The organism is Paenibacillus sp. RC73 (assembly GCF_044908085.1).
Classification (GTDB): domain Bacteria; phylum Bacillota; class Bacilli; order Paenibacillales; family Paenibacillaceae; genus Paenibacillus; species Paenibacillus terrae_A.
This window is the reverse complement of record NZ_JBIYCV010000006.1, coordinates 282,318-305,506: the sequence shown is the minus strand read 5'-3', so window position 1 is coordinate 305,506 and position 23,189 is coordinate 282,318. Positions and strand designations below refer to the sequence as shown.

The window sequence follows — 23,189 nt, the reverse complement described above, 5'->3', positions numbered from 1 at the left end:
GAGGACCTTGACGTAGTTACGGAAACTGACGTGGAACCGAGCCGGACGTACGCGTTGGATTTAGATAGCGGAGCAGTCGGCGGGATAATCGACGGGCGCGAGGCAATCCGCCAGTTTATCCTCAAAGCGATATTGACGTCACGATTTCATTTCTCGATTTACGATGAGGACTACGGGTGTGAGCTCGAAGACTTGATCGGTCAAGACGTTCCGATGGAGCTGCTTGAAACGGAGATTCCCCGCGTCATAACCGAAGCACTTATTTACGATGACAGGATCGACGATGTATACGGATTTGACATAACGAAGGAGGCGGACAATTTGTTCGTCTCTTTTTACGTTGACGTGGACGGAGAGGAAATGCCGATGGAGGTGACGGTGTAATGTACGAGGATCAAACGAAAGAGGCGATATTGCAGCGGATGCTCGACGCATCTCCGGAGGATATCGACAAACGGCAAGGCTCCGTAACTAACGATTTGTTGAGCCCATCGGCTATTGAAATGACCGGACTTTACACGGAGTTGGACACGGTTCTTACGATGGGCTTTACGGATACCACTTCGGATGAGTATCTCGACCGTCGCGCAGCCGATTACGGACTAACACGCAAAGCAGCCGTAAAAGCGACGGGTACATTGACGTTCACGGGACCGGAAGGGACGGTTATTTCTGCGGGCACCATTACGTCGACGGGCGCGGCGGTTCCGGTTTATTTCGTTACAACTGTCGCAGCAACAATTACGGCGTCTAGCGTTACAGTCGCTGCTATAGCTGAAGAAGCAGGCGCCTCCGGCAACGTAAGTATCGGCGCAGTCAATACGATGGTAGGCGATCTTGTCGGGATTGTAACGGTCACTAATCCAGTAAATTTCGAAGGTGGCGTCGACCGCGAATCGGACGATGCGTTCAGAGATCGGTATTACGAGCGGGCGCGGCGACCAGTTACAAGCGGTAACGCGAATCACTATCGGCAGTGGGCGCGTGAGGTGCCCGGCGTAACGGATGCACGCGTTTATCCGGTCTGGAACGGAGCCGGCACCGTTAGAGTCGTACTACTCGGCGACGATAAAACAGCGCCAGATTCCGCAGTAATTAACGCCGCGCAGACGTATATTGACCCGACACAAGACGGACGCGGCGAAGGCCAGGCTCCGCTCGGTGCGGTAGCTACCGTTGTAGGCGCGGAAGAGGTGCCGATTAACATCGTAGCAGACGTAGATTTAGCGCCCGGCGCAACGTTGGACGAAGTGAAAGCGTTGGTCACCGCGGGATCTCGCGCGTACCTCGAAACGCTGGCTTTCGTGGACCCGATCGTCCGTATTAATCAGATCGGCAACGTGGTCATCGACCTACCTCCGGTCAGAGATTACGCGTCGCTTACGTTAAACGGTACGACCGGCAACGTCATAGTCGCAGACGGACAGGTTGCGGTGCTTGGGACGGTGACAATTACGTGACTAACACGGTAGATCAAATACGGCAGTCTATGGGCGATTCCCTACCACGCTATTACGACGAGTCTCGTATCGCGGGAAACATTATCGACCGAGAAGCGGAGGAACTGGCGTGTATAAGCGCGTCCGCATACGACGTACTTGACCAGTTTTACATCGGCTCGGCTACGTGGGGGCTTACGCGTTGGGAACGCATATTCGGGATTACAACGGACCCAACGAAGACGTACGAACAGCGGCGTGAGGTTCTGCGTGGTAAACTTCGCGGCGTCGGACGAGTAAACGCGGAGCTTATTGAAAACGTGGCGGCTGCGTACGCAAATGGAGAAGTAGACGTAACACCGAATATCTCAAGTTACACGCTTACGGTTACGTTCGTAGGCGTTTTTGGCGTGCCTGCGCAGATCGACATTTTGAAAGAGACGTTACGCGAGATTATCCCGGCGCATCTCGCAATCGACTACGTGTTCCGTTTTTTTACGTATGCGGAGCTGCTTGCAACGGAGAAAACGTACGGAGAGGTCACCGCAACGGGAAAAACGTACGAAGACATATATAATCGGAGGTTTTAATGATGGCAACTACGGAAAAACTCGGTCTTCCGTTGATTGAGCCGAACATGACTGCAGACGTGCCACGCGACATGAATGCACTGGCCGAGGCGGTGGACGCGAAGGTGGGCGTTGCGGGTGGGCTCGCGGTACTTGGTGCGGATGGAAAGGTTCCTGCGGATCAGCTTAACGTAAAGGACCCGGTTGACGCGAGTCTAACGCAAAAGGGGATCGTGCAGCTCACGAACGCCACGAATAACACGTCCGAAACATTAGCTCCGACAGCCAAGGCGTTGAAAACCGTAGCTGACTTGGCTGCGGTTTACGGCGCCCGAGGTAATGTGCCAGCAGATTGGAATACTGCGCTTTTGTCGGGTAACTATAACGTAGGTCTTAGTTCTTGGACAGGGTACAGTGGCTATCCGTCTGGAGCATACACTTACGGGAAGCTTGTCGTTCACTATAACGGTGGGGCGTGCGTACAAACGTACACTACTCATGATAACCCCGCGAGAATGTATATACGTTCGTCGTTTTCTGAAACTAACTGGAGGCCGTGGGTAGAGGTAATAACCTCAAACAATGCACAACCAAGGCTGGAATCAGTGAGGGCAGTGGAAATCGGTACTAATGTACCCGGTGCTGGCCCGGCGTTCATCGACTTCCATTCAGGAGCCGCTGCGATTGATTATGACGTTCGGATACTCGCAAGCGGCGGCAACGGTACTAGCGGCCAAGGCATACTTGAGATTACTGCGTCTAACGTTCATTTCACCACATCAACCGGGGTCACTACTTTGAACGATTTAAAGCAATCTGTCGTTGATGGTAAAAGCGCTGTTGCTGGCGCAATTAACGGCAAAGGCGGCAACGCAAGCGGCAGCAACACGTTTGCGGAGTTGGCTGCGGCAATAACGAATCTTCCGGTCAAACGTTTTGCGTCCGGTACGTTCAACGGCCAGAGCGCACAGGCTACGAGTAGCGCGAATGGGGTGGACATGACCGTATCTGTCGCTTTGCCGTTTACCGTTACTCGCGTGTTTATACGTGTTGTGTTGGAGGATACGCAAGGTACATCCACGTCACGACAGGTAGATGGCGTTGTTATGACTTCCAGCGTATTTAACGACAACAAGTCCGCTAAAGGATGGCGTAATAACTACGTCAACGTCGGATATCTCGAACCTCCGATACAAGGGTTTAGCGTAAAACTGTCCGGCAGTCGGATAGACGCGTACGCTGGCGGAAATCCCATCGCCAAAATATCCGCCTATGAATGGTGGGCCTACGAATAAAGGACGGTGAAATTACCGCATGGAACAAACGTTAATAAACGCAGCACTTAAGGACGGTATCTTCGCCGTCCTTTTTGTCGCGCTCTTTTTGTATCAATTGCGCGAGTCGCGGCGCATTCAAGACGACGGCAAGGCCCGCGAATCCCGCATCCAAGACGAGGCAGCCGAGCGGGAGATCCGCATCAACTCGGAAGCGCGTGAACGAGAGGACCGTCTGCTCAAACTCGCGGAGGGCATTACGCATCAATTCGAAACGTTGGCGGGCCAGTACGAGACGCTTGCGATCGATGTTAACGATATCAAATCGGCAATTAAACGGGAGGGATAACGTAATATGGCGAACAATCTAACGCTAGAACAAGTCCGTGTCAAATCCGCGAAACGGCTCGAAGGCGTAGCGCCCGTAATCAAAGCCGCCGCCGAAGCGCTTATCGACCGTTGCTATGCGCGCGGCGTGTGGATCGTAATTACACAGGGGTTGCGGACATATGCGGAGCAAGATGCGTTGTACGCGCAAGGACGCAACGGGGACAAGCGGCAGATCGTAACGAAAGTACGCGGAGGCTATTCGATTCACAACTTCGGATACGCGGTAGACTTTGCGCTACTACTTCGCGATGGGCGGTCCGTCTCGTGGGATACGTTGAAGGACGACGATAAGGATTCGTTACCGGACTGGAACGAAGTTGTCGAAGAAGCGAAGCGGCTCGGCTTCGAGTGGGGCGGTGATTGGCGTAAATTCGTAGATATGCCGCATTTACAGATGATCTTCGGATTTACTACGGATCAATTCCGCGCAGGCAAGCGTCCTAGTCAAGCGCAACTTGACGTAGCGATGGTGAAGATTAATAAAACGGAGGCGAACGAAGAGATGACAACGGAAGAAAAGGCCGCATTTAAGGCGTTGCAGGATCGTGTAATCGCGCTGGAAGCTACGAATAAGCTCGCGAAGGTGCCAGCGTGGGCGGAACAGGCGTGTGTTAACGCAAAGGCAGTCGGGGTACTCGATACCGCGAACGATGGTAGCTACGACTTCTACCGGATGATTACCGTACTCGACCGCGCTGGGTTGTTTACGAAAGGAGGTGCAGCGTAATATGGGCGGAGCTAAACAGCGTTTAACTAATCCGTTATTCATCGCAGCCGTCGTCAGCCTTGCGTATCAAGTCCTCGAAAAGTACGGAGTCGCACCGGATTTCGGAACGTGGCAAATCGGCGTTGATATCGTTTCATATGCGTTAATCGGGACGGGTGTGTATAGTACGTTTAAAACGGGTGAGGTATCGAAGAAGTAACGAATATGATGCGGACTTGCCTATAGTTCTATAGACTTGGTAAAAAAGTTTCATTTAGAACGTGTGTTCCGAAGGTATATCCTCCCATTTTGTCGAAATAGTGAGCAATTTGGGGGAGGTGTCTATATGGCTAAAGGAAAGAAAAATGTTCAGCAAGTCTCGTATGATCTTACTGGGAGGAACGAACTCATCCTCACGGAGAGTAAGTCCATGCGGGATGATTTGGTTTTTAAGGATGACGTCATGGATAAGGTAAAGTTTGTTACCGTAATACCTGAAACATCCGAAGTTACTATTGAGATGGCCGCGAATTACTATGAGGTCCCACATGACACCGTAAAGGCTATCGTAAGACGGAACCGTACGGAGTTCAATGAGTACGCGGAATTGAGAGTCTTAAAAGGGGCGCCTTTAGCTGCATTTAAAGGTCAGGTGCATCTTGCACCCGAGCTCAAATCCATTTCCTCACTAACGTTAATTACCCGGCGCGGCCTTCTCCGTATTGGTATGCTTCTTACGGAATCAGAAGTCGCCAAATCTATCCGTAACTACCTCCTCAACGTGGAAGAAATTGCGGACGCAGATCAACGTCAATGGGCGATCGAGCGCGAAATATCTAAACGGGAACGTCGCCGCCTCACGGATTCGATCCAATCGTTTTATAACGGCAGCCTCAAGAATGATAGAGGGCTTGAGTACGCAACGTTCACGAATCTCGTATATAAGGTCTTGTGGGATACGGACACAGTCGGACTCCGTGAGATGTACGGATTGGAAAAAGGCGAAGCAACCCGCGACGCACTTAGTACGGAGGATTTACGAAAGGTTGTAGACGTAGAGACCGCGATTAGCTCGCTCATACGTCTTAGGAAGGATTACCGAGAAATACGTGACGAGTTGATCGCTGGGAAGGACAATTTCCGGTAAGAGCGGCGGACTTACCTTCGGGTGGGTCCGTTTTTCTTTTAGTGACAACGTACTAGTCCGATGGTATTATTTAGGTAAACGTGAGATGACGGAGGAGATTCGGTTTGAAAGATCAGGAATCCGCAGTAGCGGCGAAAGCAGCCGAAGAAGAGGACGACGGCGATCCGAGTTTTTGGGACATGTTTCCGTTTAAAGTCGATAAGCTATACGCAAGACTAATTTCCGGTTTCATAATTGGCGGCATCATCCTGTGGTTTTTGTACGGACTATTACGTTACGGACTTGTATTCAATGTAACGATAAATTAGCGCCTGTCTCTTCGGAGGCGGGCGCTTTTTCTTCGTTTATGGACGCGTTGCTCCGACAATATCCCCGTGGTATAATCGCTATGTACTAAAATACCAAACCGTAGGGCTTCGTACAATCCGTAGGTCATCGTCTGAATGTCCGTCATAGGCTACGTCTAGGTTTCGGGGCGATAACGGAGATTAAACGCACTCGTAATGCGTAGGCCGGGGGTTCAATTCCCTTCACCAGCATTCTATGAAACTCAAGCACAGCACGGCTTCCAAGCTTTTTGGAGGCCGCGTTTTTTTGTGATTTTGGACAATCTTCTAACATTCTTCTAACCTTTAGTCTAGTAAAGTGGGTTCTTCGGTGTTCATAGACTCCCCTGCAATTGAATCCCCAATGTTTCTTAGGTTTCGTCAGTTTGGTGCTGTCTCGCTTTCGAGAGATTGGCTACAGGCCGCAGCTATTCTTTCTCAACTCAGCCACGATAGGCGTTCCTCAAAAGCGGGAGTGCGTTTTCTTCATCGCAGCCCCGTGAGGATTTACCTTCTCCACCTCCATGATTGGAGTACAGCGAACCGCCCCGTGTTGTACAGGAACATTCGTAGCGGAGAGGGCAGGCCAATCAATTCAGACAGCCTAACTAACGTTGGCACAAATAGCGTCCACCGGATATGAACATGGGTGAATATTGCGGAACGCGAAGAAGGTGTGGACATTGTAATGTATTCATGGGCCATCCTCTCAGGTTTATAGCCTTTTTTCTAGATATATGTTCCAGTCTAGTAAAAACTAGTTGTTCGTCCATGTCTAAACCTAACAATATGCATACACTGGACTATCTTTATAGGGAGGTGTACGCATTGAGTTGTTCAGACAAAAAAAAATGTCGTAAAGGAAAAATAGAAACTGTATTCCCTTGGAAAAGAAAAAGAAAAGAACAGTGCCGAAAAGTTATTAAGAAGATAGTAAAGGTAAAATGTCCCCCACCAGAAGTGAATATTACTACTCCGACAGTTATTGGTCCTACGGGCCCACAAGGCATACAAGGTTCTCAAGGAGTACCTGGACCGGCTGGAGCTATAGGCCCACAAGGCTTTCCTGGCGCTACAGGAGCAGTAGGGGCGGCTGGGCCATCCGGAGCTACAGGTCCAACTGGTCCAGCGGGCGGTCCGGTCGGACCGACAGGTGCCACTGGCGCAACAGGAACAGTAGGTGCGGCGGGACCATCCGGCGCTACAGGAGCAGCAGGGGCGGCGGGACCAGCGGGAGCCACAGGACCAACTGGTCCAGCGGGCGGTCCAGTCGGACCGACAGGAGCCACCGGCGCAACAGGAGCAGCAGGGGCGGCGGGAGCAGCGGGAGCCACCGGCGCAACAGGAGCAGCAGGGGCGGCGGGAGCAGCGGGAGCCACTGGCGCAACAGGAGCAGCAGGGGGAGTATTGGGATTTGCAGATTTTTTTGCCTTGATGCCTCCTGATAATGCAGCAACTGTTGCTCCGGGTACAGACGTAAGTTTTCCGCAAAATGGCCCTACCAGCGGGACTACTATTACCCGAACCGGTCCTAGCTCTTTTAATTTAGCAGCAATAGGGACTTATCAGGTGCTCTCTCAGGTTAGCGTAACCGAAGCTGGACAACTCATCTTGACACTCAATGGCGCGGATCTCGCCTATACTGTAGTCGGACGTGCAACAGGTACATCGCAAATCGTAGAAATGGCTATAGTGCAAACGACGGTCATTAATTCCATACTGACTGTTCGAAATCCTGCTGGCAATTCCACTGCACTTACTATTACTCCACTCGCTGGAGGAACAAGACCTGTTTCAGCACATCTTGTTATCACACAATTAGCATAGCAAGATATCTTGCATATAAATAATCGAGAAATTTGCTATCTTTTACTAGACGGCTTTTCATATGATCATAATAAAAAGAAAGGACGTACAAACGTCCTCATCTTCCTCCAGAGTATCCCTCGGCAGAGATAGCGGCCCGTCACGCGTGGCATTTTGCAGAAATCCGCTATCTAGTATTTCATTAAATGGGAAATCCGAGGGATACGACAATGGGAACAGCATACGAACAACAAAATGCAGCACTACAACATGAAATCGCGGTAATGGAAAGTATCCTGGAAAGCAAGGAGCAGTATCCCAAAATAGTTTCGTGTTGCGTCGTCATTCGGATCGCCACCTTTTTGGGGCTCTTAATTTTACGAGTTCAATCTATATAAGTTCAACTAAAGTTTCACGAATCTTGGAATGGATTTCCGATTCGCACGTCGAATAGATTAAGGAAAATCAACGAGACGAGTGATGATGATGGAAATTCAACCAACGGATCAACAAGAATTGGAAAGGCGGCTGGGTCAAGAGAAAAACCGTCGGATGTATGAACGCTATCAGACGATCTACTTACATGCTGTGAAACAGATGTCGGTGACCGAAATTGCGGAGATCATTCGCAGAAGTCCTGTAACGGTGAACACCTACATCAAATCCTATCAAGAGAAAGGACTGGATGGCTTGGTGACGGGCGTCTCCACAGGCGCTCCCGAACAGTTGACTGCCGAGCAGCAACAGCAGCTCAAGCAGCTCATTATCACAAAACTTCCGCATGAAGTCGGGTTTCCCGCCAAGCACAATTGGACCCTCGCTCTGGCTGCCGCTTATGTGAAGCGTGAGTTTGAACGAAGCTACACCATTGCTGGCATGGCCAAACTGCTGCACCGACTGGATCTGCGGTTTACCAAACCAACCTATACTCTGGAAGCAGCCGATGAAGTGAGGCCAAAGGAGTTTGTCCACGAACGGTTCCCCCAGTTAAAAACAGACTCATGAACGACGAAATCCATCATTTGTTGCATGATCCGGGACTATCAAGCCTTACAGCGAACCTGGTTCGAGAAAGGCAAGCAACGGGTCATTCCGACCATCGGTAAACATCGCGGCGTGAAATTGCTCGCGATGGTGGACTACATGACCGGGGAAATCGTATGGCAAGAAGATGAGCAATATACAGCTGAAACGTTTTTAGCCTTCCTGAAATACCCTACAGGCAAAATGGTGATGGTGATGGACAATGCCTGCATTCATCATGCGAAATTACTGCAACCTTTTCTGGAAGAGCAGAAAGATCGGTTGAAGTTCCCCTTTTTGCCCCCGTATAGCCCGCAGTTTAACGTAGTCGAAGGGCTATGGAAATGGCTAAAAGCCGATGTCATCAACAATGTGTTTTATCATACGGTGGCCGAGATCTCCAAAGATAGATGGGCCATCATTAACCGTTTGTGCGTCCGCATGGAATCTTCCTTACGAAAACTCATTAAGCCTAAAATCATTAGTTGAACTTATATAGCTCTTATTGTTCGAAAAAAATAAAGTTGTAGAATAGGAAAATAAAGTATTAAACTGACGATGCGTCATTAAGCGCCCACGGTATGATTTGGTTTTCTCACAATCACCGTCAACATAATAATGTTAGATAGTCCAGCTTGTTTGAGTCAAAGGCTGTACTACTAACATTACATTGATCTAATTCCACGTCTGTTGATTAACCAGAATAAGTAATTTGATTAATAGAAGCAGAGACACGCTTAGGAAGAACATGCTGAATCTGGATCAGCCATTCCACCGGTAGATTTTGCAGAAGAAAAAGACGAGAAAATCGAGCAAAGGAAAGAATGGCATGTTTGGGCCACGCCCCTTGAGCGGCATCAAATAACCATTTAAGCAGGACATAAACGATGAGCGCGCAAAAGAGTTGCCCATAGACCGCATTTTCGGTTCTCCCAAACAGCGTTGGAATATTCAAATGTTGCTTGATCCAACGGAAAAAGACCTCAATCTGCCATCGAGCTTTATACATCTGTGCGATTTGTTCCGCTGTGACCTGCATTAAATCGGTAACGACTCGGATGACTCGACCTTCAAAATCTCGAAACATCACCACACGATGACGTTGCTTGGAACGACACTGCGGTGTCCCCAACTGGCAGGTGATATCCCGAATGACAGAAGAATCTGCTTTTTGGAGACGGGAAAGGGCATGAGGTTTTTCCAAATGGACGTTGTCGCGAAGCCGAATGACAAAGGATTGTCCTTGGATTTTGAAGTCGTCCAGACGCTCCAGTTTCCCATAAGCACGGTCCATCACCACAATGTAGTCCGGTTGAGCCAACGTTTCACTCATGGGGCCATCATGCTTGGAACCCAGCGTTTCGACGACCTGAAGCGGTTGCCCATTTTGGGCTCGCAAAGCGACATGAAGTTTAATGCCCGCACGCTCTCCGTGATAAGGAGCCCAGGGTAGTCGTGTTTTTCCCACTGTTATGGTGGTCGAATCGATGAGGAGTAATTCTTTGGAAAACGTAAGTTTTCGGCGTGTTTCTCGGCTACACTTGTGAATGACTCGATGAAGAAGTTCCTTAAATATAGCAAAGGGGACTTCGGCCTCTTTGGTGGAAAAACACGAATAATGAACCATAGGTAAGCCACTGCGAGCGGCATGATCCACACCGGAACGATAACTGTCCCATTGTTCTAAGGCAGCTACACACCAGTATTGAAGTAAGTGGGTTACTGCGAATTTACGGGCTTTGTCTTCATAATCTGCTCCCTTGGCAACGCTTTGCACTTCTTCCGGTGTCAGAATGGATTGAAGGATCAATGGGATCGTGATAGACTTTTTCATGGAGTCGTCACCTTTCGGTTAAGTTTGTAGGGGTACAAACATTTTACCGTGTTGACGGCTCTTTTTCTACCATTTAGTGGTTAATCAACAGGTGTGATCTAATTCAATTCTTTGCTCAAGTAACCTTTTAAAATGTGCAATTAACCACATGATTAGCCCTTCCCTTTATTCAATCTCTGACATTTACTAATAGAGATTCAGGAAAGAGAGGTGATATAAATGCCAATTACAAAACCCTTTATGGCTTCCCGAAGGTTTACTACTACAGCAGGAGCCGGAACAGGTGTTGGCATTGCATATAATATTCTTGCAACAGCCACCACCAATGACACCGGTGTTGCTGCCACAGCCTTCCCAACTGCACCTGCGTATTATAATCTTTACATTAATGCACAGATTCAAACAGGTGATACTTCAACCGCTACCACCACTGCGATCACCATTCCTGGTGGTGACGCACTCGATCCTGCGACTCCAATTGTAATCGAATTTGTTGTAAACTAATCCTTCCTTATTGACGAGATGCCGACAATTCTTATTGTTTTGGATTTTCGGCATTTTCATTTTAAACGCCCTTGGGGTATTAGTTTCGTATATATCTACTAAAACATACAAATAAATAGGGAAGTGAATCTAATGGCGATCATATACCCTATCTTTCCCCCAATAGTTTCCGGAATTGTTTATAATGTAAGTGCTCAAACTGTTCCTGTAGAGACTGATGTTATTTTTGATACAAACGGTAATCTTTCACCTGGAATCACACATACCCCCGGAACCACTCAGATTGCAGTTAGCAATCCGGGCAAGTATGAGGTTACTTTTTCCGTGACGGGTGTAGAACCCAACCAATTCGCACTATTTTTAAATGGCGCCCTGGTTATAGGAACCGTATATGGTTCAGGTGCCGGCACTCAGCAAAACAATGGGCAAGCTATAATCGCTCTAGCGGCCGGCGATGTTCTTACTCTGCGAAATCATAGTTCAGCTGCTGCGGTTGGCCTTCAGACTTTGGCTGGTGGCACACAAACAAACGTAAACGCTTCTGTTATTATCAAAAAATTAAGTTAGATTCTAATAATTAATGATGAAATGTGAATTGGTTCAGCTTAAAGTTTATCTGACTATCGACAAAATGTCCTTTTCGATAATATATCGCTCTATATTAATAGAAACTCTGTCCCAACGTAAAAAGGACCCTCAGCATCTGCGGTCCTTTTTGGGTTATTCAGTACTTTCTTTGGCATTTGATATGTAATCAATTTCAATAATTTCTCCGATATCTGTAATTTCAAGTACCTCAATAATCTTTGCCAGATGGTCTTTATTCAAAACACTACGAGAGCCACGGACAATTTCACTAATGGTACTTGGGCGTAATCCTGTTAACTGAGATAAAGTCCCTTGTGTCATTCCTTTTGACTCCAGAATCTTTCCAAGCTTGACCACGATTATAGCTTTTTTTGACATATAACCGACCGTTCCTTCCCCTTGATTCTTGCTTAGTTATGCTTGTGTTGATTTTAAGTGAAACTAAAAGATAACGCAAAAAGATGTTGACAATAACGTTATATGGTTATATTATTAATAACGAAATAACGTTAAATTGTTATGTTAATTCATGTCATGGAAACAATTTCGTTATTGACATAGTTGATGATAAGGCAGTACGAAAATTCGCATCTAATTAGAGTGGTTCTTCATTATTGTACAGCAAGTTAATCCGCAATTCTACGCGAGTGAACATGAAGCAGTCCTATCACAACTTATTGAAATCATAGGTAAGAAGGGAATTTGGGATTTTGCTATTGAGAGGGCAGTTGAGGCTGCCACAATTTGATGGTCAGGAGCCCTTACCAAGTTGGACGGATAAACACTAAGAAGGAGCGCATAAAAATGGAGACTAAATCAACCATACTAGAATGGGTGGCAATGGTATATGGACCTTTTGACCATTTACAAATGTATGAAATATATGAAGGTGTGCTTTATGATGGACGCTACTTCTTTCACATTGAGGACGGACGTTTGTGGATGCGTCATGTGCGGAGGTTGGAGCATCCCGAACATACACACTTATTCGTCGATGGTGACAGTGGTGGGCTGCAACTGGCAGAAGGCATTCAGCGTGATCTCATGGAGGTTGTTTCAGAAACCATTGACCAGCTACGCTCTATGGATGGCATGACTTTTTTGCTTAATGAACTGTTATGGTTGGAAGGGGAGGGGAGGGGCGCTGTGACATCCAGTTGAATCTCGTAAGGAACAAGGGATAGCATTTACAGGGATTTTTGTCGTAGAAGGAATCGTTATATTGTTCACCGAATGAAATATTCGAGGTGATCGTCTTGAAGCATACATATAAAATGTTGAAAACAGACATGGAGCTATTTGGAGCGGCTTTAACCCAGGCACATGTATACGTTGTATCCGTCGATGAAGAATTACGTGTGACATTTGAGGATTATGGCGGAGTGGTGGAGGAGATTACGCCGGAGTCGGTTAAGATCGCCAGTAAAGATTTTATACGAGAACAGTTTGAATTCCGGGCAGACCTCATAGGAGGAGAACAATTTGAATGATTTTAAAATCCCGATTTTAAAAGAAAGATTAAAGTACATGGAGAGGTTAAAGGCAACGGTTCCACTCCCCTCCAAGGCAGACGTAGGCTTTAAATTCAGTGTTACGTTCGGGACTCGTTTTGCATAAAGCTGGGCGGAGGCATGGGTACAGCGTGACTCCCAAGCTTTTTGGAGGCCACGCTTTTTTATTGAAATGAGTGTAATTACACAAATATTCCAGGGAATTGTTTAGCGATTGCGTCAGTGATCGTATCCGCCATCTCTAACGCTTCCGCCTCGATTTTATCATATATCTGAACACTTGTTTCATAATCCTTGGTGATCATGGAGACAGCCTCTGACTTTGTTAAAGCTAAGTGTTCGTAGAACATTTTCCTAAATTCTTCTTTAGGTAGATAGGGATTGATACGGCTTAAAAACTCGGAAATTTCATCGGCGTTGGAGTACCACTTTTTTTCTGTAGCTGCAACCAGATTTTGATCTCCTGCTATGGCTGCTTTAACAAGATCCGCAGCAAGCACTAAATGTTCCCTAATTAAGTTACCGTATGTTTGAGCTACATGATCACCATACAAAGGTCGAAGTGAATTCCCCATATCTGTTGCATTTTGAAGAAGCCGGGCGGTAACCACGTTCACATCAGGTAGATGAAAGACCAAGCTAAGGATGGTCATCCTGGTCCAGGCTATATGTTGTTCCCACAGCATACGCATGAAGCTTTTCAATTCAACCTTCGCCTTGCTTACACAATGAGGATTTTTGGTCATTAGATGAGCAGGTGTTACTTGATCCGATCGCCAATAATGATCGTATGGTTGTATTACATAAGGAAATACGCCCGTTGAATAAGGAAACATAATATTTCACTCCTTTTTTCGATAAATTTGTATACCACATGTATCTGCATATATAGTGCTACATTATTCGAACTCATATTGTTGGGTGAATGTCCAGTAAAAAAGTCATCTTCTAGCAGAACTTCTAAACAACCTCGGAATTAGATTAGTATGAGACGCGGGACTTCGATAATCATAATGACAAGGCATATTCCATATGACTAAGTAAGTACTTTTTGCTCACATAGAGGAGGGATATGATTGGATGCATTTGTTGCGCGCTCATTAGATGAGATACGATTTTGGTCCAGGATCATGAAGGAGCATTCATTTTTTCTGGGGTTAGGTTTTAGAGCTGAAGATACTCAACTCATTACAGAAGCCAATCAGTTTCATGCTATTTTTGAGGATATTGAGAGAAGATCACACGATTTTAATATCGATACTGACCCTCACACAATCAAAGAGTTTAATACGGAGGTCCAGAATGCAGCGACTCATATTTGGGCGTTTAAGAGAATGGTATTGGGCCTTATATTGCAATGCAAGCTTCCCGGACAAACCAATTTCCCTTTACTGGTAGATCATATAAGCCGGGAAGCGAATTATTTCAGAAACCGTTTAGAGGAACTCAATTCAGGAAAGCTCGAACCATTACCCGATGCAATTATCGATGAAAATGTATTTTTCTTGAAAATAATGGCCGATCATGCAAAATTTATAGGCCATTTGCTAGATCCATCCGAACGTAAACTGGTTGAGCAAGCCAGGGAGTTTAGTAATGATTTTGATACGCTGATGTTTCAAGCGATTGATTTAAGTCATATGCGGCCGCAGTCGCAGACCGTTCCACTCCTGAGTCAATTTGTTGATGAAAACCGTGTCTCTGTTAAGTCCTTGCGTGATTTTAAGAAAACAGCGCGTGATTTAATCGACGAATGCCGAATAAAAAGTATTATCCATCCTTTATTAGCCGATCATGTATTTCGTGAAGCTGAGAGGTTCCTTTTTATTCTCGATATGTTTGATCAATCTTTATCAGGTGTTAAGGTGAACAAGAAAGAAATTATGCACTGATATGCTAAAACGTAATCCTTCAGACTGGGACACAGTATTCCCCAACAGGAGGTGCGCCAAGACCATATCATTTAAATCCTAATCAGGTTTCGAAATTTATAAATCATTACGTTGGGCCCTTTTCCTATATCTCAAAAAAAAGGAGAAACCCTGCCTTGTGTAAAGCGGGTTTCTCTACTTTGTAGAGATCGTTTTATATTGTCATCGATTCGTAATTTTAACTATGAATGCACAGCGTTTTTCTGTTCATGTTCTTCGTGACTACATACTTTAAGTGTATAACCTGTATCATCGTTAGTACACCATGACTGAGATTGAAAAGCCAAGAATAATGCGACCCAACGGTCTTTAAACTGAATTAGCAATCCCCCGTCTTGCCAAACTCCATTATCTTTTTCCCATTTGGGATTTCCTGAGTTACCTTGGTTCATATGAATATCGTGAACTCCATTTCCGGGTTTGAAATGAAAGTATTCATCCTCCTTATGTTCAGGGCCAAATCGTTCTCCATAAGCATATATAACAGCTTCTTCATCAATGGCTTTTTGAACATAGTCTGTTAACTTTTCATACAAATCGTTGTCCAATCCAGGTTTAATATTTGGGAGTGGTGTCATTTGTTTAGGATCAAACAGACGGCCCCTGACATAATCCAGGGCAATCTCCCGATTGTTTTTATTGATTCCAGTGAAGCCTTCTGCCATACCTTGCAGATGGGTAATTTGCGAGGAATTAAAATTTTCGCCAATCAAATAAAGAACTTCTGACGGCCAAGCTTGTGATTGGATATTAATGGCTAATCTGAACTTTTCTTTGCTATGCGATACTTCCATGAGCACTTCTAGATGCTGGTCATCTTTTCCTAATTTAAATTCTTTAGAATTGCTTTTAGCACACCGTATTTAATGGGCATTGTTATAGTCTCCTTGTGATTAATTTTTTATATTTTCTAACGTGTCTTATATTTGTGTTTTTATGTTGGATAATTTAGGGGTTATAAATTTTTTTGAAAAATGAAACAATAACTCAGTATTTAATAAACAAAGGAGGAAACAAAAATGTCAGAGGTTAAGGGATTGGGCTTAACCCCATCTCCAATAGATAAAAGGGATATTTTTATGTCTTCTATTTTGCCGCCTTTTATTATTCCATCAAAATTTGAAGTTAAAGGAATAACTCCTGTAAGAGATCAGGGACACGAAGGAACGTGCGTTGGATTCTCCTGCGCTGTAGGTATGAAAGAGTGGCAAGAGAGAGATAAACATGTCGGACTCTCACCCAGGTACCTTTACGAGAAGGCAAAAGCAGCAGATACAACTCCAGATAATACACCTCGATGTACTCCTGATGGAGACGGGACATCTATTAGGGTAGCCATGGATATACTGAAAAAACAGGGAGTATGTGAAGAAAGCTTTTGGAAGTATGAAGCCTGTAGTCCTGGTAGTCCCCAAGCTGGAGCAGAAACAAATGCAGCAAAATATAAAATAAAAGCATATGCAAATCTGGATACGATAAAAGCAATGCAGAGAAGCTTAGTTGTAAATGGCCCTTTTGTAGTCGGGACATCAGTATACAAAAACTGGATGGATCCAAACGTAGCAGCTACAGGTAAAATACCTTTACCCGGAAGTAGTGAATTTATAGGTGGACATGCCATATGTATTGTAGGCTTCGATGATGAAACCCAAATGTTTAAATTTAAAAATTCTTGGGGAACAAGTTGGGGAGATAATGGATTTGGCTACTTACCTTATGATTATCGTATTCAAACCCAAGCGGAACATTTCTTTTTCGAAGCATATAGCGCAACGGATCTAATCGACAATGTTGACGCCTTAGTCGGTGCTAAGGAGAAAATATTGCAGCAAATGGGTGAAGAGTTTAAAGAAGAGGTTGAGCTTCACCATTGGGGAGGAGATCAGGTTATTAAATATCACTAGAAAGTCAGGTGATTTAATGATCATTTCCATTGAAGAGAAGGACAATGGTAAAATCCTCCGTCTAAAAAAGGGCGAAGCCTTTCAGATTACCCTACTTGAAAATGCATCTACAGGATATACATGGTTGGAAGAAATCGTTTCAGAGAAAAATGTGGTTTTGCTTGAGAAAGAAGATTATGTTGGTAACCACACTGTAATTGGAGGATCTGGTGCCCGAGCTTGGACGTATACGGCAAATGAAGCAGGTCAGAGAAAGGTGAGATTTCATTACCAAAGGCCGTGGCTACAGGAGGCTGTAAAAAGTTTTGAAATTACGGTTATTGTCATATAGGGACGCTGAAAAGCGTTCCTTTTTTATTTCTGTGTTTTAATAAGGGGCTATTGATTACGCGTCTTTAGCAAAATGGAATGGCATTACCTACTGTATGAAGCAACGCATGCCGAAACATGTCCCAAACTAAACTAAGTTCCTTTTGACCAAATGTACAAACAGACCAAGGGATTGGCCGGGAACAGCTATGTGGATTATTATAATTCATACCTGAATAATGAGAAATATCTTCCCAATTCGTTCTTTTTGTGCGAGAATGATTGAAAAATCATTCATGATTGCGCATTACAGCACGTATAACAAGGGAGGAAATAACCATGTCAGAAGATCGCAAGCTGTCATTCGAAACTCTCGCTGTCCATGCCGGACAACAAATTGATCCTACTACCTTTGCCCGCGCCGTTCCGTTATACCAAACCACCTCGTATGGATTTCGGGATGCCGAGCATGCGGCTGATTTGTTTTCGCTAAAAGAGTTCGGCAACATTTATACGCGCCTGATGAATCCGACCACGGATGTGTTCGAGCAGCGGATCGCAGCTCTGGAGGGAGGGGCTGGCGCGTTGGCAACGGCTTCGGGAGCAGCAGCCATTTCCTTTTCCATCCTGAACATTGCAGGAGCAGGGGATGAAATTGTGTCGGCATCCAGTCTATATGGCGGTACATATAATTTGTTTTCCACGACGTTACCCAAGCTGGGCATTAAGGTGCATTTTGTGGATTCGGATGACCCGGAGAACTTTCGTAAAGCCATTACGGATAAAACGAAGGCGTTATATGCCGAGACGATTGGCAATCCGCAGGGCAATGTGCTGGATGTGGAAGCTGTAGCAGCGATTGCGCATGAATACGGTATTCCGTTAATTGTAGATAACACGTTCCCAAGCCCGTACTTATTGCGTCCCATTGAATACGGAGCGGATATTGTCGTGCATTCGGCGACGAAATTCATTGGCGGACACGGAACGTCCATCGGTGGGGTGATCGTGGACAGCGGCAAGTTTGACTGGAAAGCAAGTGGCCGTTTCCCTGGACTGACCGAGCCGGACCCGAGCTATCATGGGGTTGTATACACCGAGGCGGTGGGGCCTATTGCATACATTATCAAGGCGCGGGTACAACTGCTGCGTGACCTGGGAGCAGCTATTTCACCGTTCAACTCATGGCTGCTGCTTCAGGGCTTGGAGACACTCCATCTGCGGCTGGAAAGACATAGCCAGAATGCTTTGAAGGTAGCGCAATATCTCGAAAGCCACAAGGATGTGGAATGGGTCAGCTACACTGGATTGCCAAGCCACCCATCCTACGAGTTAGCCCAAAAATACTTGCCGAAAGGGCAAGGGGCGATCCTGACCTTCGGCATTAAAGGCGGCAGTCAGGCGGGAAGCAAGCTGATTGAAAATGTGAAGCTATTTTCCCATTTGGCGAATGTGGGCGATTCCAAATCTCTGATCATTCATCCGGCGAGCACAACGCATCAGCAGTTGAATGCGGAGGAACAGGTTGCTGCCGGAGTCAAGCCAGAGCTGTTGCGTTTGTCTGTCGGGACGGAAGCGATAGACGATATTTTGTACGATTTGGAGCAGGCGATCGCGGCCAGCCAGCAGTAGTTAAGGTTGATCAGGTGGGGGGTAACCTCCACCTTTTTTGCGTCCATGTCATGAATAAATAGCGTTGACAACATACCCCCGCAGGTATATATTATACCCCATAGGGTATATTGGGAGGGGAAGAAATGAGCAGAAAAATAGTTATTATTGGCGGGGTAGCAGGTGGAGCTTCTGCGGCGGCGAGATTGCGTAGATGGAATGAGGAAGACGAGATTATGATGTTTGAGCGCGGAGAGCATGTTTCTTTTGCGAACTGTGGTCTTCCTTACTATATTGGCGGCACGATCCATGCGCGGGAGAAGCTGTTCCTCCAGACACCTCAAGGGATTCGAGAACGTTTTAATATAGATGTGAGGGTACTCACCGAAGTGATTGAAATAGACCGAGAGCAGAAGCTCATTCGCTTCCGTGATGTGATAACAGGGATAATGGGAGAGCAACCGTACGACTTGGTGGTTTTGTCCCCAGGGGCCAAACCGATGATACCGGATATTCCCGGATTAAACGAAGCTACTAATCTATTCACGCTAAGAAATATTCCTGATACGGACGTGATTAAGGCATATGTAGATGAAAAGCACCCGCGACATGCTACTGTAATCGGCGGTGGATTTATCGGGCTGGAAATGGCTGAGAATCTGCGGGAGCGTGGACTTGCGGTAACGATTATCGACCAGGGAGAACAATTGCTTAATCCGCTAGATCCTGAAATGGCTAAACTGGTAGAACAGCATATGAAGCTGAACGGGGTGGAGGTGCGCTTAAAGGAAGGGGTCGCGGCTTTTGCAGCTCAGGGTACACGGCTCCTTTTAGCTTCGGGAGGTGTGCTTCAGACGGATTTGGTTATTCTGGCGATTGGTGTTGTTCCCGAAAATGAACTGGCCAAGCAAAGCGGAATGGAGCTTGGTTTTCGTGGGGCTATTCAGGTAAACGCTCAATTGCAAACCAGTGATCCGGCCATTTATGCGGTAGGAGACGCCATTCAGGTCAAAGATCGCAATCACGGGTTTGCAACTATGGTATCGCTGGCCTGGGGAGCCAATCGGCAGGGTCGTTTGGTGGCGGATCATATGAACGGTCAGGCCATTTCTTATGATGGCGCGCTCGGAACTTCCGTGATTAAGACCTTTTCCTTGACCGCAGCATCTACAGGCAATAACGAAAAAACATTGCTGCGGCTGGGTGTTCCCTATAAGGCTGTTCATATTCATCCCGCTTCGCATGCGGGTTATTATCCCGGGGCATCGCCAATTTCCATGAAGCTACTCTTTAACCCGGAGACTGGAATGATATATGGGGCACAGGCCGTTGGAGTCGATGGAGTAGACAAAAGGATTGATGTGATTGCGACCGCCATTCGTGGACATTTGGAGGTGCGTGAGCTGGCTGATATCGAACTCGCTTATGCACCCCCGTATTCTTCGGCCAAAGATCCTGTCAATATGGCTGGTTATGTGGCTTCGAATATCATGGATGGGCTGGTCCAAACGATGCAATGGCATGAAGTCGATGATTTTTACCGCACAGGCGGCGTTATTATTGATGTCAGGGATGAGGTGGAGCTGCAAGCAGGAGTCATTCCGGGCTCTATCCATATTCCTTTGGCAGAGCTGAGAGGACGAATGTCGGAAATCCCCCATGATCAAGAGATGGCGGTATCCTGTCAGGTTGGCTTGCGGGGCTATATTGCGGCTCGAATGCTGACCCAATACGGATATCAGGTGAGAAACGTTGATGGTGGCTACAAGACATATTCAGTTATGGCTGAACGGGATTCTGATTCTGATCTGCCAGGGGGCGAACTGGACGAGGAAGCCAAAGACGGATCCGGCACAGAGCTAACCCTGCTGGATGCCTGTGGATTGCAATGTCCTGGTCCTATTCTCAAGGTATATGAAGCCGTTAAGGCACTGGAAGAAGGGCAAAAGCTGGAGGTTACCGCAACCGATTTCGGTTTTGCGAGAGATATTGAAGCATGGTGCCTCAAAACCGGGAATACGTTGGAATCTTTGGGAGTGTCCCAAGACAAGGTTAAGGCTGTGGTACGCAAAGGTTACAGCAAGTCGCCTGCTGTTAACAGCCAATAGTGGTGGTAGTAGAAGAAACAAGCAGGACAGCGTCGATGCTATCCTTTTTACTTGGAATCCTCTAAGCGCTGTTTCCTTTTTAACCACAGATCAAGGACGACGGTTTTTAAAATAGTTCATAACCCATCCAATGTGATTGAGATGATCTGTCACTTCGCCATGCAGGGCACCAAAAAAAGTATCTTGAAGCTCTACGTCAACGGTACCCTTTTCCGCCAGTGCATGGTAAGCCTGCTTAAGCTCCTCTTCGCTGTCAAAGTCGAGAATGATTTGTACATGCTGCGCTTTTAGCGGTTTACCGTAGGAATCAGAAAAATGAATGTGACTGCTGCCCAGGTGAAGCTCAGCGTGTAAAAGCTTGCCCTCCTGCTTGTTCAGCACTTTAATTTCTCCGCCCAAAACAGACTGATAATAATCCACCGTTTGCTGGACATCGTTCACAATGACAAAAGGGCTTGCACTTCTCATGGGTTCATCTCCTTTTAGGTCTTTATGTAGTTACTATACATTATTTACGTTGCCTACAGGGTTTACCCCTTTTCATTTCAAATTATGGCTTGGTTCACTGTGTGACGTCTGTTACAATAGAAGGGACATTTACGAATGGATAGAAAAAAGATCGGACGGTGAGCATTTCTATGCTTTGGGAAGCAGCTATATATTTTGTGATTTTGGTAATTTCTGCTCTAAGCGTGATTGTGGTATCAGGTAGCCGGAGGACGGCGAGTACAATTCTTCTGGTGCCCATCGTTTTATTTTGTACGATATTTATGGTGCAAGGTTCAGTACTTACAGCGGTGAAGCACCCGACGATGGGCGCTAATGTTGGTTCGGGCATGGCATTTTTAACAACTTGGGTAGTCACCGGAATATTGTTTGCTGTGACGATTGTGATTACTTTCGTTAAATATAGCAAGAAGAACAAGGCGTAATTCAGCCTTAACCTCAGATGAATCAGGGCTTGCGGTCATTTGCCGAAAGCCCTTTTTGTATTTAATTAGCATGTACCGATTTACCTCAAGAAGATACCTGTTGTGGAGCGTTTGGAAAAAAATAGAGCTGGATTTCAAAAAGAGGTTTACAGGATTAGTTGGGAAGTGTATACATATAGTAAGGAGGCGATTGCCATGAGTGATCGTGCATTTCATCTGTTCTATATTATTTTCCTGACGGTTCTGGCATTAGGAAGCGTTGGTGGAATCGTCTGGTGGCTGCGTTCTATCGGTCGTCAGGAGAAAGAAAAAAACTGAATTTGAACCGGACTGTAAAAGTCTAAAATGCAGCTTCCAGTAGGAGGGTGCATTTTTATGTGTTATAATGGGAACATACGTTCTTTGTGATGGTGATCCTGGCCGTTGGTTGCTTGGGAAACCTGGAAAGGGAGGAAAGATGATGTTGCCTGATTTGGAACGAAAGCTGTTACGGATTCTGTATAACTATTTTGCCCAGCATCGCCATATGCCGACGATGACGGAATTGACCGTCAAAACGGGGAAGAGGGACAGCGAGATTACAGCCGCTTTGCGGCATATGGAACAGGAGCGTTATATTACATGGGAAAATAACTCCAGTACTCAGCATGTGGTTTTGCTGGAAGGGTGGGAGCGGCCTTCGACGGACAGGGGCACCCGCCCGGAAACAGGGCGATCAACTACGCCAACCACGCCGCAGGGCGGCACGGAATACTGGACGAATTATTAGAGTAGAACACAAAGCTGGAAAATTAATGAGTTTTTAAGGTGCATATCATTTAGTTTTAAGAAAGGGGGACTATAATGACCCTATTAACCCCTTTTTGATCAAGCTATAGGCCCTGCCGGTGTATCGGCGGGGTCATTTTTTTTGTTCATAGATGCTCTCGGCGGTACTTGCTAGATACATATGTACATTAAAAATCCCCCGGGGATCATCCGGAGGATGGGTGCAGCTTGCGTGAACTGCACGGCCTGCTCGAACTTCATGGTTCGACGGCATAATATATATTCAACCCCTGCTGCCTTGCATAATATGGTCAGCATGTTCATAAGGGGCAGTCCGATTCCACTGCTCATTTTCCAAACGACAAAAGCCCTACCTCTCTTTCGTCCTTGCGGCTCCGATGACCGCGCCAGTGTGAATGTGAAAATCTTCGGCAAAAGCTCAAAATTCTACATTAGGGTTATACATAAAATTTGGAGAAGCTCCATGCGGTGATTAGGAGTAATAGCTT

General features: G+C 46.3%; 27 protein-coding genes and 3 pseudogenes. 25 read left to right on the top strand and 5 right to left on the bottom strand.

Features of this window, described 5'->3' with window-relative positions; all coding sequences use genetic code 11:
* Nucleotides 1–30 precede the first annotated feature (30 nt).
* The 12 genes and pseudogenes from ABH897_RS16685 to ABH897_RS16630 all read left to right on the top strand — a co-directional run bounded on the left by ABH897_RS16685 (nt 31) and on the right by ABH897_RS16630 (nt 9,169).
* Nucleotides 31–384, top strand: coding sequence for a DUF2634 domain-containing protein (locus tag ABH897_RS16685; RefSeq protein WP_404592430.1), 354 nt, complete (start codon nt 31–33; stop codon nt 382–384).
* Entirely contained in the window at nt 384–1,460 is a 1,077-nt protein-coding gene (locus tag ABH897_RS16680) for a baseplate J/gp47 family protein (RefSeq protein WP_404592429.1), read from the top strand. Before ABH897_RS16685 ends, ABH897_RS16680 begins: the two co-directional genes overlap by 1 nt.
* Complete coding sequence (locus ABH897_RS16675) at nt 1,457–2,029, top strand: putative phage tail protein (protein ID WP_404592428.1); 573 nt, start codon at nt 1,457–1,459, stop codon at nt 2,027–2,029. The genes ABH897_RS16680 and ABH897_RS16675 overlap by 4 nt, the downstream gene beginning before the upstream one ends.
* Before the next feature lie 2 nt (nt 2,030–2,031).
* Nucleotides 2,032–3,303, top strand: a complete 1,272-nt coding sequence (locus tag ABH897_RS16670; RefSeq protein WP_404592427.1) for a pyocin knob domain-containing protein — start codon at nt 2,032–2,034, stop codon at nt 3,301–3,303.
* Between the two features lie 19 nt (nt 3,304–3,322).
* On the top strand, nt 3,323–3,631 hold the full coding sequence (locus tag ABH897_RS16665; RefSeq protein WP_404592426.1) for a BhlA/UviB family holin-like peptide: 309 nt from the start codon (nt 3,323–3,325) through the stop codon (nt 3,629–3,631).
* A 6-nt stretch (nt 3,632–3,637) separates the two neighbouring features.
* Nucleotides 3,638–4,399 carry a M15 family metallopeptidase gene (locus ABH897_RS16660; RefSeq protein WP_404592425.1) on the top strand — a complete coding sequence of 254 codons (762 nt, stop codon included), beginning with the start codon at nt 3,638–3,640 and terminating at the stop codon, nt 4,397–4,399.
* 1 nt (nt 4,400) lies between these two features.
* A complete protein-coding gene (locus tag ABH897_RS16655) occupies nt 4,401–4,598 on the top strand; it encodes a hypothetical protein (RefSeq protein WP_404592424.1) in 198 nt (65 codons plus the stop codon).
* 126 nt (nt 4,599–4,724) lie between these two features.
* Nucleotides 4,725–5,525, top strand: a complete 801-nt coding sequence (locus tag ABH897_RS16650; RefSeq protein WP_404592423.1) for a hypothetical protein — start codon at nt 4,725–4,727, stop codon at nt 5,523–5,525.
* 104 nt (nt 5,526–5,629) lie between these two features.
* On the top strand, nt 5,630–5,833 hold the full coding sequence (locus tag ABH897_RS16645; RefSeq protein WP_283654452.1) for a hypothetical protein: 204 nt from the start codon (nt 5,630–5,632) through the stop codon (nt 5,831–5,833).
* A 407-nt stretch (nt 5,834–6,240) separates the two neighbouring features.
* Nucleotides 6,241–6,354: a DNA cytosine methyltransferase gene (locus ABH897_RS16640; RefSeq protein ID WP_404519804.1), complete on the top strand. Its 114-nt coding sequence runs from the start codon at nt 6,241–6,243 to the stop codon at nt 6,352–6,354.
* Nucleotides 6,355–6,811: 457 nt separating this feature from the next.
* A complete protein-coding gene (locus ABH897_RS16635) occupies nt 6,812–7,678 on the top strand; it encodes a collagen-like protein (RefSeq protein WP_404592422.1) in 867 nt (288 codons plus the stop codon).
* Between the two features lie 462 nt (nt 7,679–8,140).
* A pseudogene (locus ABH897_RS16630) lies at nt 8,141–9,169 on the top strand (IS630 family transposase).
* Between the two features lie 205 nt (nt 9,170–9,374).
* Here the strand turns inward: ABH897_RS16630 and ABH897_RS16625 are convergent.
* Nucleotides 9,375–10,514 (bottom strand): IS4 family transposase, encoded by a 1,140-nt coding sequence (locus ABH897_RS16625; protein ID WP_404581142.1) that lies wholly within the window; start codon nt 10,512–10,514, stop codon nt 9,375–9,377.
* 219 nt (nt 10,515–10,733) lie between these two features.
* Here ABH897_RS16625 and ABH897_RS16620 point away from each other — a divergent pair, with 219 nt between their 5' ends.
* The gene (locus tag ABH897_RS16620) at nt 10,734–11,018 is read left to right on the top strand and encodes a DUF4183 domain-containing protein (RefSeq protein ID WP_283654455.1); all 285 of its coding nucleotides are present in this window, start codon (nt 10,734–10,736) and stop codon (nt 11,016–11,018) included.
* A 171-nt stretch (nt 11,019–11,189) separates the two neighbouring features.
* Nucleotides 11,190–11,585 (top strand): annotated as a pseudogene (locus tag ABH897_RS16615) (BclA C-terminal domain-containing protein); the annotation flags it as partial.
* A 153-nt stretch (nt 11,586–11,738) separates the two neighbouring features.
* Here the strand turns inward: ABH897_RS16615 and ABH897_RS16610 are convergent.
* Entirely contained in the window at nt 11,739–11,984 is a 246-nt protein-coding gene (locus ABH897_RS16610) for a helix-turn-helix domain-containing protein (protein WP_283654457.1), read from the bottom strand.
* Nucleotides 11,985–12,410: 426 nt separating this feature from the next.
* Between ABH897_RS16610 and ABH897_RS16605 the strand changes: the two genes are divergently transcribed.
* The 3 genes from ABH897_RS16605 (at nt 12,411) to ABH897_RS16595 (ending at nt 13,223) form a co-directional block, all read left to right on the top strand.
* A complete protein-coding gene (locus ABH897_RS16605; RefSeq protein WP_404592421.1) occupies nt 12,411–12,767 on the top strand; it encodes a hypothetical protein in 357 nt (118 codons plus the stop codon).
* Between the two features lie 95 nt (nt 12,768–12,862).
* Complete coding sequence (locus ABH897_RS16600) at nt 12,863–13,096, top strand: hypothetical protein (RefSeq protein WP_283654459.1); 234 nt, start codon at nt 12,863–12,865, stop codon at nt 13,094–13,096.
* Nucleotides 13,089–13,223: a hypothetical protein gene (locus tag ABH897_RS16595; RefSeq protein ID WP_404592420.1), complete on the top strand. Its 135-nt coding sequence runs from the start codon at nt 13,089–13,091 to the stop codon at nt 13,221–13,223. The genes ABH897_RS16600 and ABH897_RS16595 overlap by 8 nt, the downstream gene beginning before the upstream one ends.
* Nucleotides 13,224–13,299: 76 nt before the next feature.
* Here ABH897_RS16595 and ABH897_RS16590 read toward each other — a convergent pair whose 3' ends face one another.
* The gene (locus ABH897_RS16590; protein ID WP_404519800.1) at nt 13,300–13,953 is read right to left on the bottom strand and encodes an acetylglutamate kinase; all 654 of its coding nucleotides are present in this window, start codon (nt 13,951–13,953) and stop codon (nt 13,300–13,302) included.
* A gap of 240 nt (nt 13,954–14,193) precedes the next feature.
* Here ABH897_RS16590 and ABH897_RS16585 point away from each other — a divergent pair, with 240 nt between their 5' ends.
* Nucleotides 14,194–15,009, top strand: coding sequence for a DUF2935 domain-containing protein (locus tag ABH897_RS16585; protein ID WP_283654461.1), 816 nt, complete (start codon nt 14,194–14,196; stop codon nt 15,007–15,009).
* 221 nt (nt 15,010–15,230) lie between these two features.
* Here the strand turns inward: ABH897_RS16585 and ABH897_RS16580 are convergent.
* Nucleotides 15,231–15,922 (bottom strand): annotated as a pseudogene (locus ABH897_RS16580) (DUF2278 family protein).
* Between the two features lie 145 nt (nt 15,923–16,067).
* Between ABH897_RS16580 and ABH897_RS16575 the strand changes: the two are divergent.
* The 4 genes from ABH897_RS16575 to ABH897_RS16560 all read left to right on the top strand — a co-directional run bounded on the left by ABH897_RS16575 (nt 16,068) and on the right by ABH897_RS16560 (nt 20,980).
* Nucleotides 16,068–16,952 (top strand): C1 family peptidase, encoded by an 885-nt coding sequence (locus ABH897_RS16575; protein ID WP_404592419.1) that lies wholly within the window; start codon nt 16,068–16,070, stop codon nt 16,950–16,952.
* 16 nt (nt 16,953–16,968) lie between these two features.
* A complete protein-coding gene (locus ABH897_RS16570; protein WP_404519799.1) occupies nt 16,969–17,283 on the top strand; it encodes a protease inhibitor I42 family protein in 315 nt (104 codons plus the stop codon).
* 317 nt (nt 17,284–17,600) lie between these two features.
* Nucleotides 17,601–18,893, top strand: coding sequence for a homocysteine synthase (locus ABH897_RS16565; RefSeq protein ID WP_014279530.1), 1,293 nt, complete (start codon nt 17,601–17,603; stop codon nt 18,891–18,893).
* A gap of 125 nt (nt 18,894–19,018) precedes the next feature.
* The gene (locus ABH897_RS16560) at nt 19,019–20,980 is read left to right on the top strand and encodes an FAD-dependent oxidoreductase (protein WP_404592418.1); all 1,962 of its coding nucleotides are present in this window, start codon (nt 19,019–19,021) and stop codon (nt 20,978–20,980) included.
* Between the two features lie 90 nt (nt 20,981–21,070).
* On the opposite strand, the gene ABH897_RS16555 is transcribed toward ABH897_RS16560, so the two are convergent.
* Nucleotides 21,071–21,448 carry a VOC family protein gene (locus tag ABH897_RS16555; RefSeq protein WP_044646520.1) on the bottom strand — a complete coding sequence of 126 codons (378 nt, stop codon included), beginning with the start codon at nt 21,446–21,448 and terminating at the stop codon, nt 21,071–21,073.
* Nucleotides 21,449–21,618: 170 nt separating this feature from the next.
* On the opposite strand from ABH897_RS16555, the gene ABH897_RS16550 reads away from it, so the two are divergent.
* From ABH897_RS16550 to ABH897_RS16540, 3 genes are all read left to right on the top strand, one after another.
* Entirely contained in the window at nt 21,619–21,912 is a 294-nt protein-coding gene (locus tag ABH897_RS16550; RefSeq protein ID WP_283654466.1) for a hypothetical protein, read from the top strand.
* Between the two features lie 195 nt (nt 21,913–22,107).
* Complete coding sequence (locus tag ABH897_RS16545; protein WP_283654467.1) at nt 22,108–22,230, top strand: hypothetical protein; 123 nt, start codon at nt 22,108–22,110, stop codon at nt 22,228–22,230.
* Nucleotides 22,231–22,372: 142 nt separating this feature from the next.
* On the top strand, nt 22,373–22,681 hold the full coding sequence (locus ABH897_RS16540; RefSeq protein WP_283656178.1) for a LexA family transcriptional regulator: 309 nt from the start codon (nt 22,373–22,375) through the stop codon (nt 22,679–22,681).
* The last annotated feature ends 508 nt before the right edge of the window (nt 22,682–23,189 follow it).

What these genes read in the sequence shown, in the direction of transcription:
- ABH897_RS16560 (WP_404592418.1), top strand. Translation starts at nt 19,019, where the DNA reads ATGAGCAGAAAAATAGTTATTATTGGCGGGGTAGCAGGTGGAGCTTCT.
- ABH897_RS16665 (WP_404592426.1), top strand. Translation starts at nt 3,323, where the DNA reads ATGGAACAAACGTTAATAAACGCAGCACTTAAGGACGGTATCTTCGCC.
- ABH897_RS16590 (WP_404519800.1), bottom strand. Translation starts at nt 13,953, where the DNA reads ATGTTTCCTTATTCAACGGGCGTATTTCCTTATGTAATACAACCATAC.
- ABH897_RS16625 (WP_404581142.1), bottom strand. Translation starts at nt 10,514, where the DNA reads ATGAAAAAGTCTATCACGATCCCATTGATCCTTCAATCCATTCTGACA.
- ABH897_RS16655 (WP_404592424.1), top strand. Translation starts at nt 4,401, where the DNA reads ATGGGCGGAGCTAAACAGCGTTTAACTAATCCGTTATTCATCGCAGCC.
- ABH897_RS16660 (WP_404592425.1), top strand. Translation starts at nt 3,638, where the DNA reads ATGGCGAACAATCTAACGCTAGAACAAGTCCGTGTCAAATCCGCGAAA.
- ABH897_RS16540 (WP_283656178.1), top strand. Translation starts at nt 22,373, where the DNA reads ATGTTGCCTGATTTGGAACGAAAGCTGTTACGGATTCTGTATAACTAT.
- ABH897_RS16670 (WP_404592427.1), top strand. Translation starts at nt 2,032, where the DNA reads ATGGCAACTACGGAAAAACTCGGTCTTCCGTTGATTGAGCCGAACATG.
- ABH897_RS16610 (WP_283654457.1), bottom strand. Translation starts at nt 11,984, where the DNA reads ATGTCAAAAAAAGCTATAATCGTGGTCAAGCTTGGAAAGATTCTGGAG.
- ABH897_RS16680 (WP_404592429.1), top strand. Translation starts at nt 384, where the DNA reads ATGTACGAGGATCAAACGAAAGAGGCGATATTGCAGCGGATGCTCGAC.
- ABH897_RS16555 (WP_044646520.1), bottom strand. Translation starts at nt 21,448, where the DNA reads ATGAGAAGTGCAAGCCCTTTTGTCATTGTGAACGATGTCCAGCAAACG.
- ABH897_RS16620 (WP_283654455.1), top strand. Translation starts at nt 10,734, where the DNA reads ATGCCAATTACAAAACCCTTTATGGCTTCCCGAAGGTTTACTACTACA.
- ABH897_RS16570 (WP_404519799.1), top strand. Translation starts at nt 16,969, where the DNA reads ATGATCATTTCCATTGAAGAGAAGGACAATGGTAAAATCCTCCGTCTA.
- ABH897_RS16650 (WP_404592423.1), top strand. Translation starts at nt 4,725, where the DNA reads ATGGCTAAAGGAAAGAAAAATGTTCAGCAAGTCTCGTATGATCTTACT.
- ABH897_RS16545 (WP_283654467.1), top strand. Translation starts at nt 22,108, where the DNA reads ATGAGTGATCGTGCATTTCATCTGTTCTATATTATTTTCCTGACGGTT.
- ABH897_RS16605 (WP_404592421.1), top strand. Translation starts at nt 12,411, where the DNA reads ATGGAGACTAAATCAACCATACTAGAATGGGTGGCAATGGTATATGGA.
- ABH897_RS16565 (WP_014279530.1), top strand. Translation starts at nt 17,601, where the DNA reads ATGTCAGAAGATCGCAAGCTGTCATTCGAAACTCTCGCTGTCCATGCC.
- ABH897_RS16575 (WP_404592419.1), top strand. Translation starts at nt 16,068, where the DNA reads ATGTCAGAGGTTAAGGGATTGGGCTTAACCCCATCTCCAATAGATAAA.
- ABH897_RS16550 (WP_283654466.1), top strand. Translation starts at nt 21,619, where the DNA reads ATGCTTTGGGAAGCAGCTATATATTTTGTGATTTTGGTAATTTCTGCT.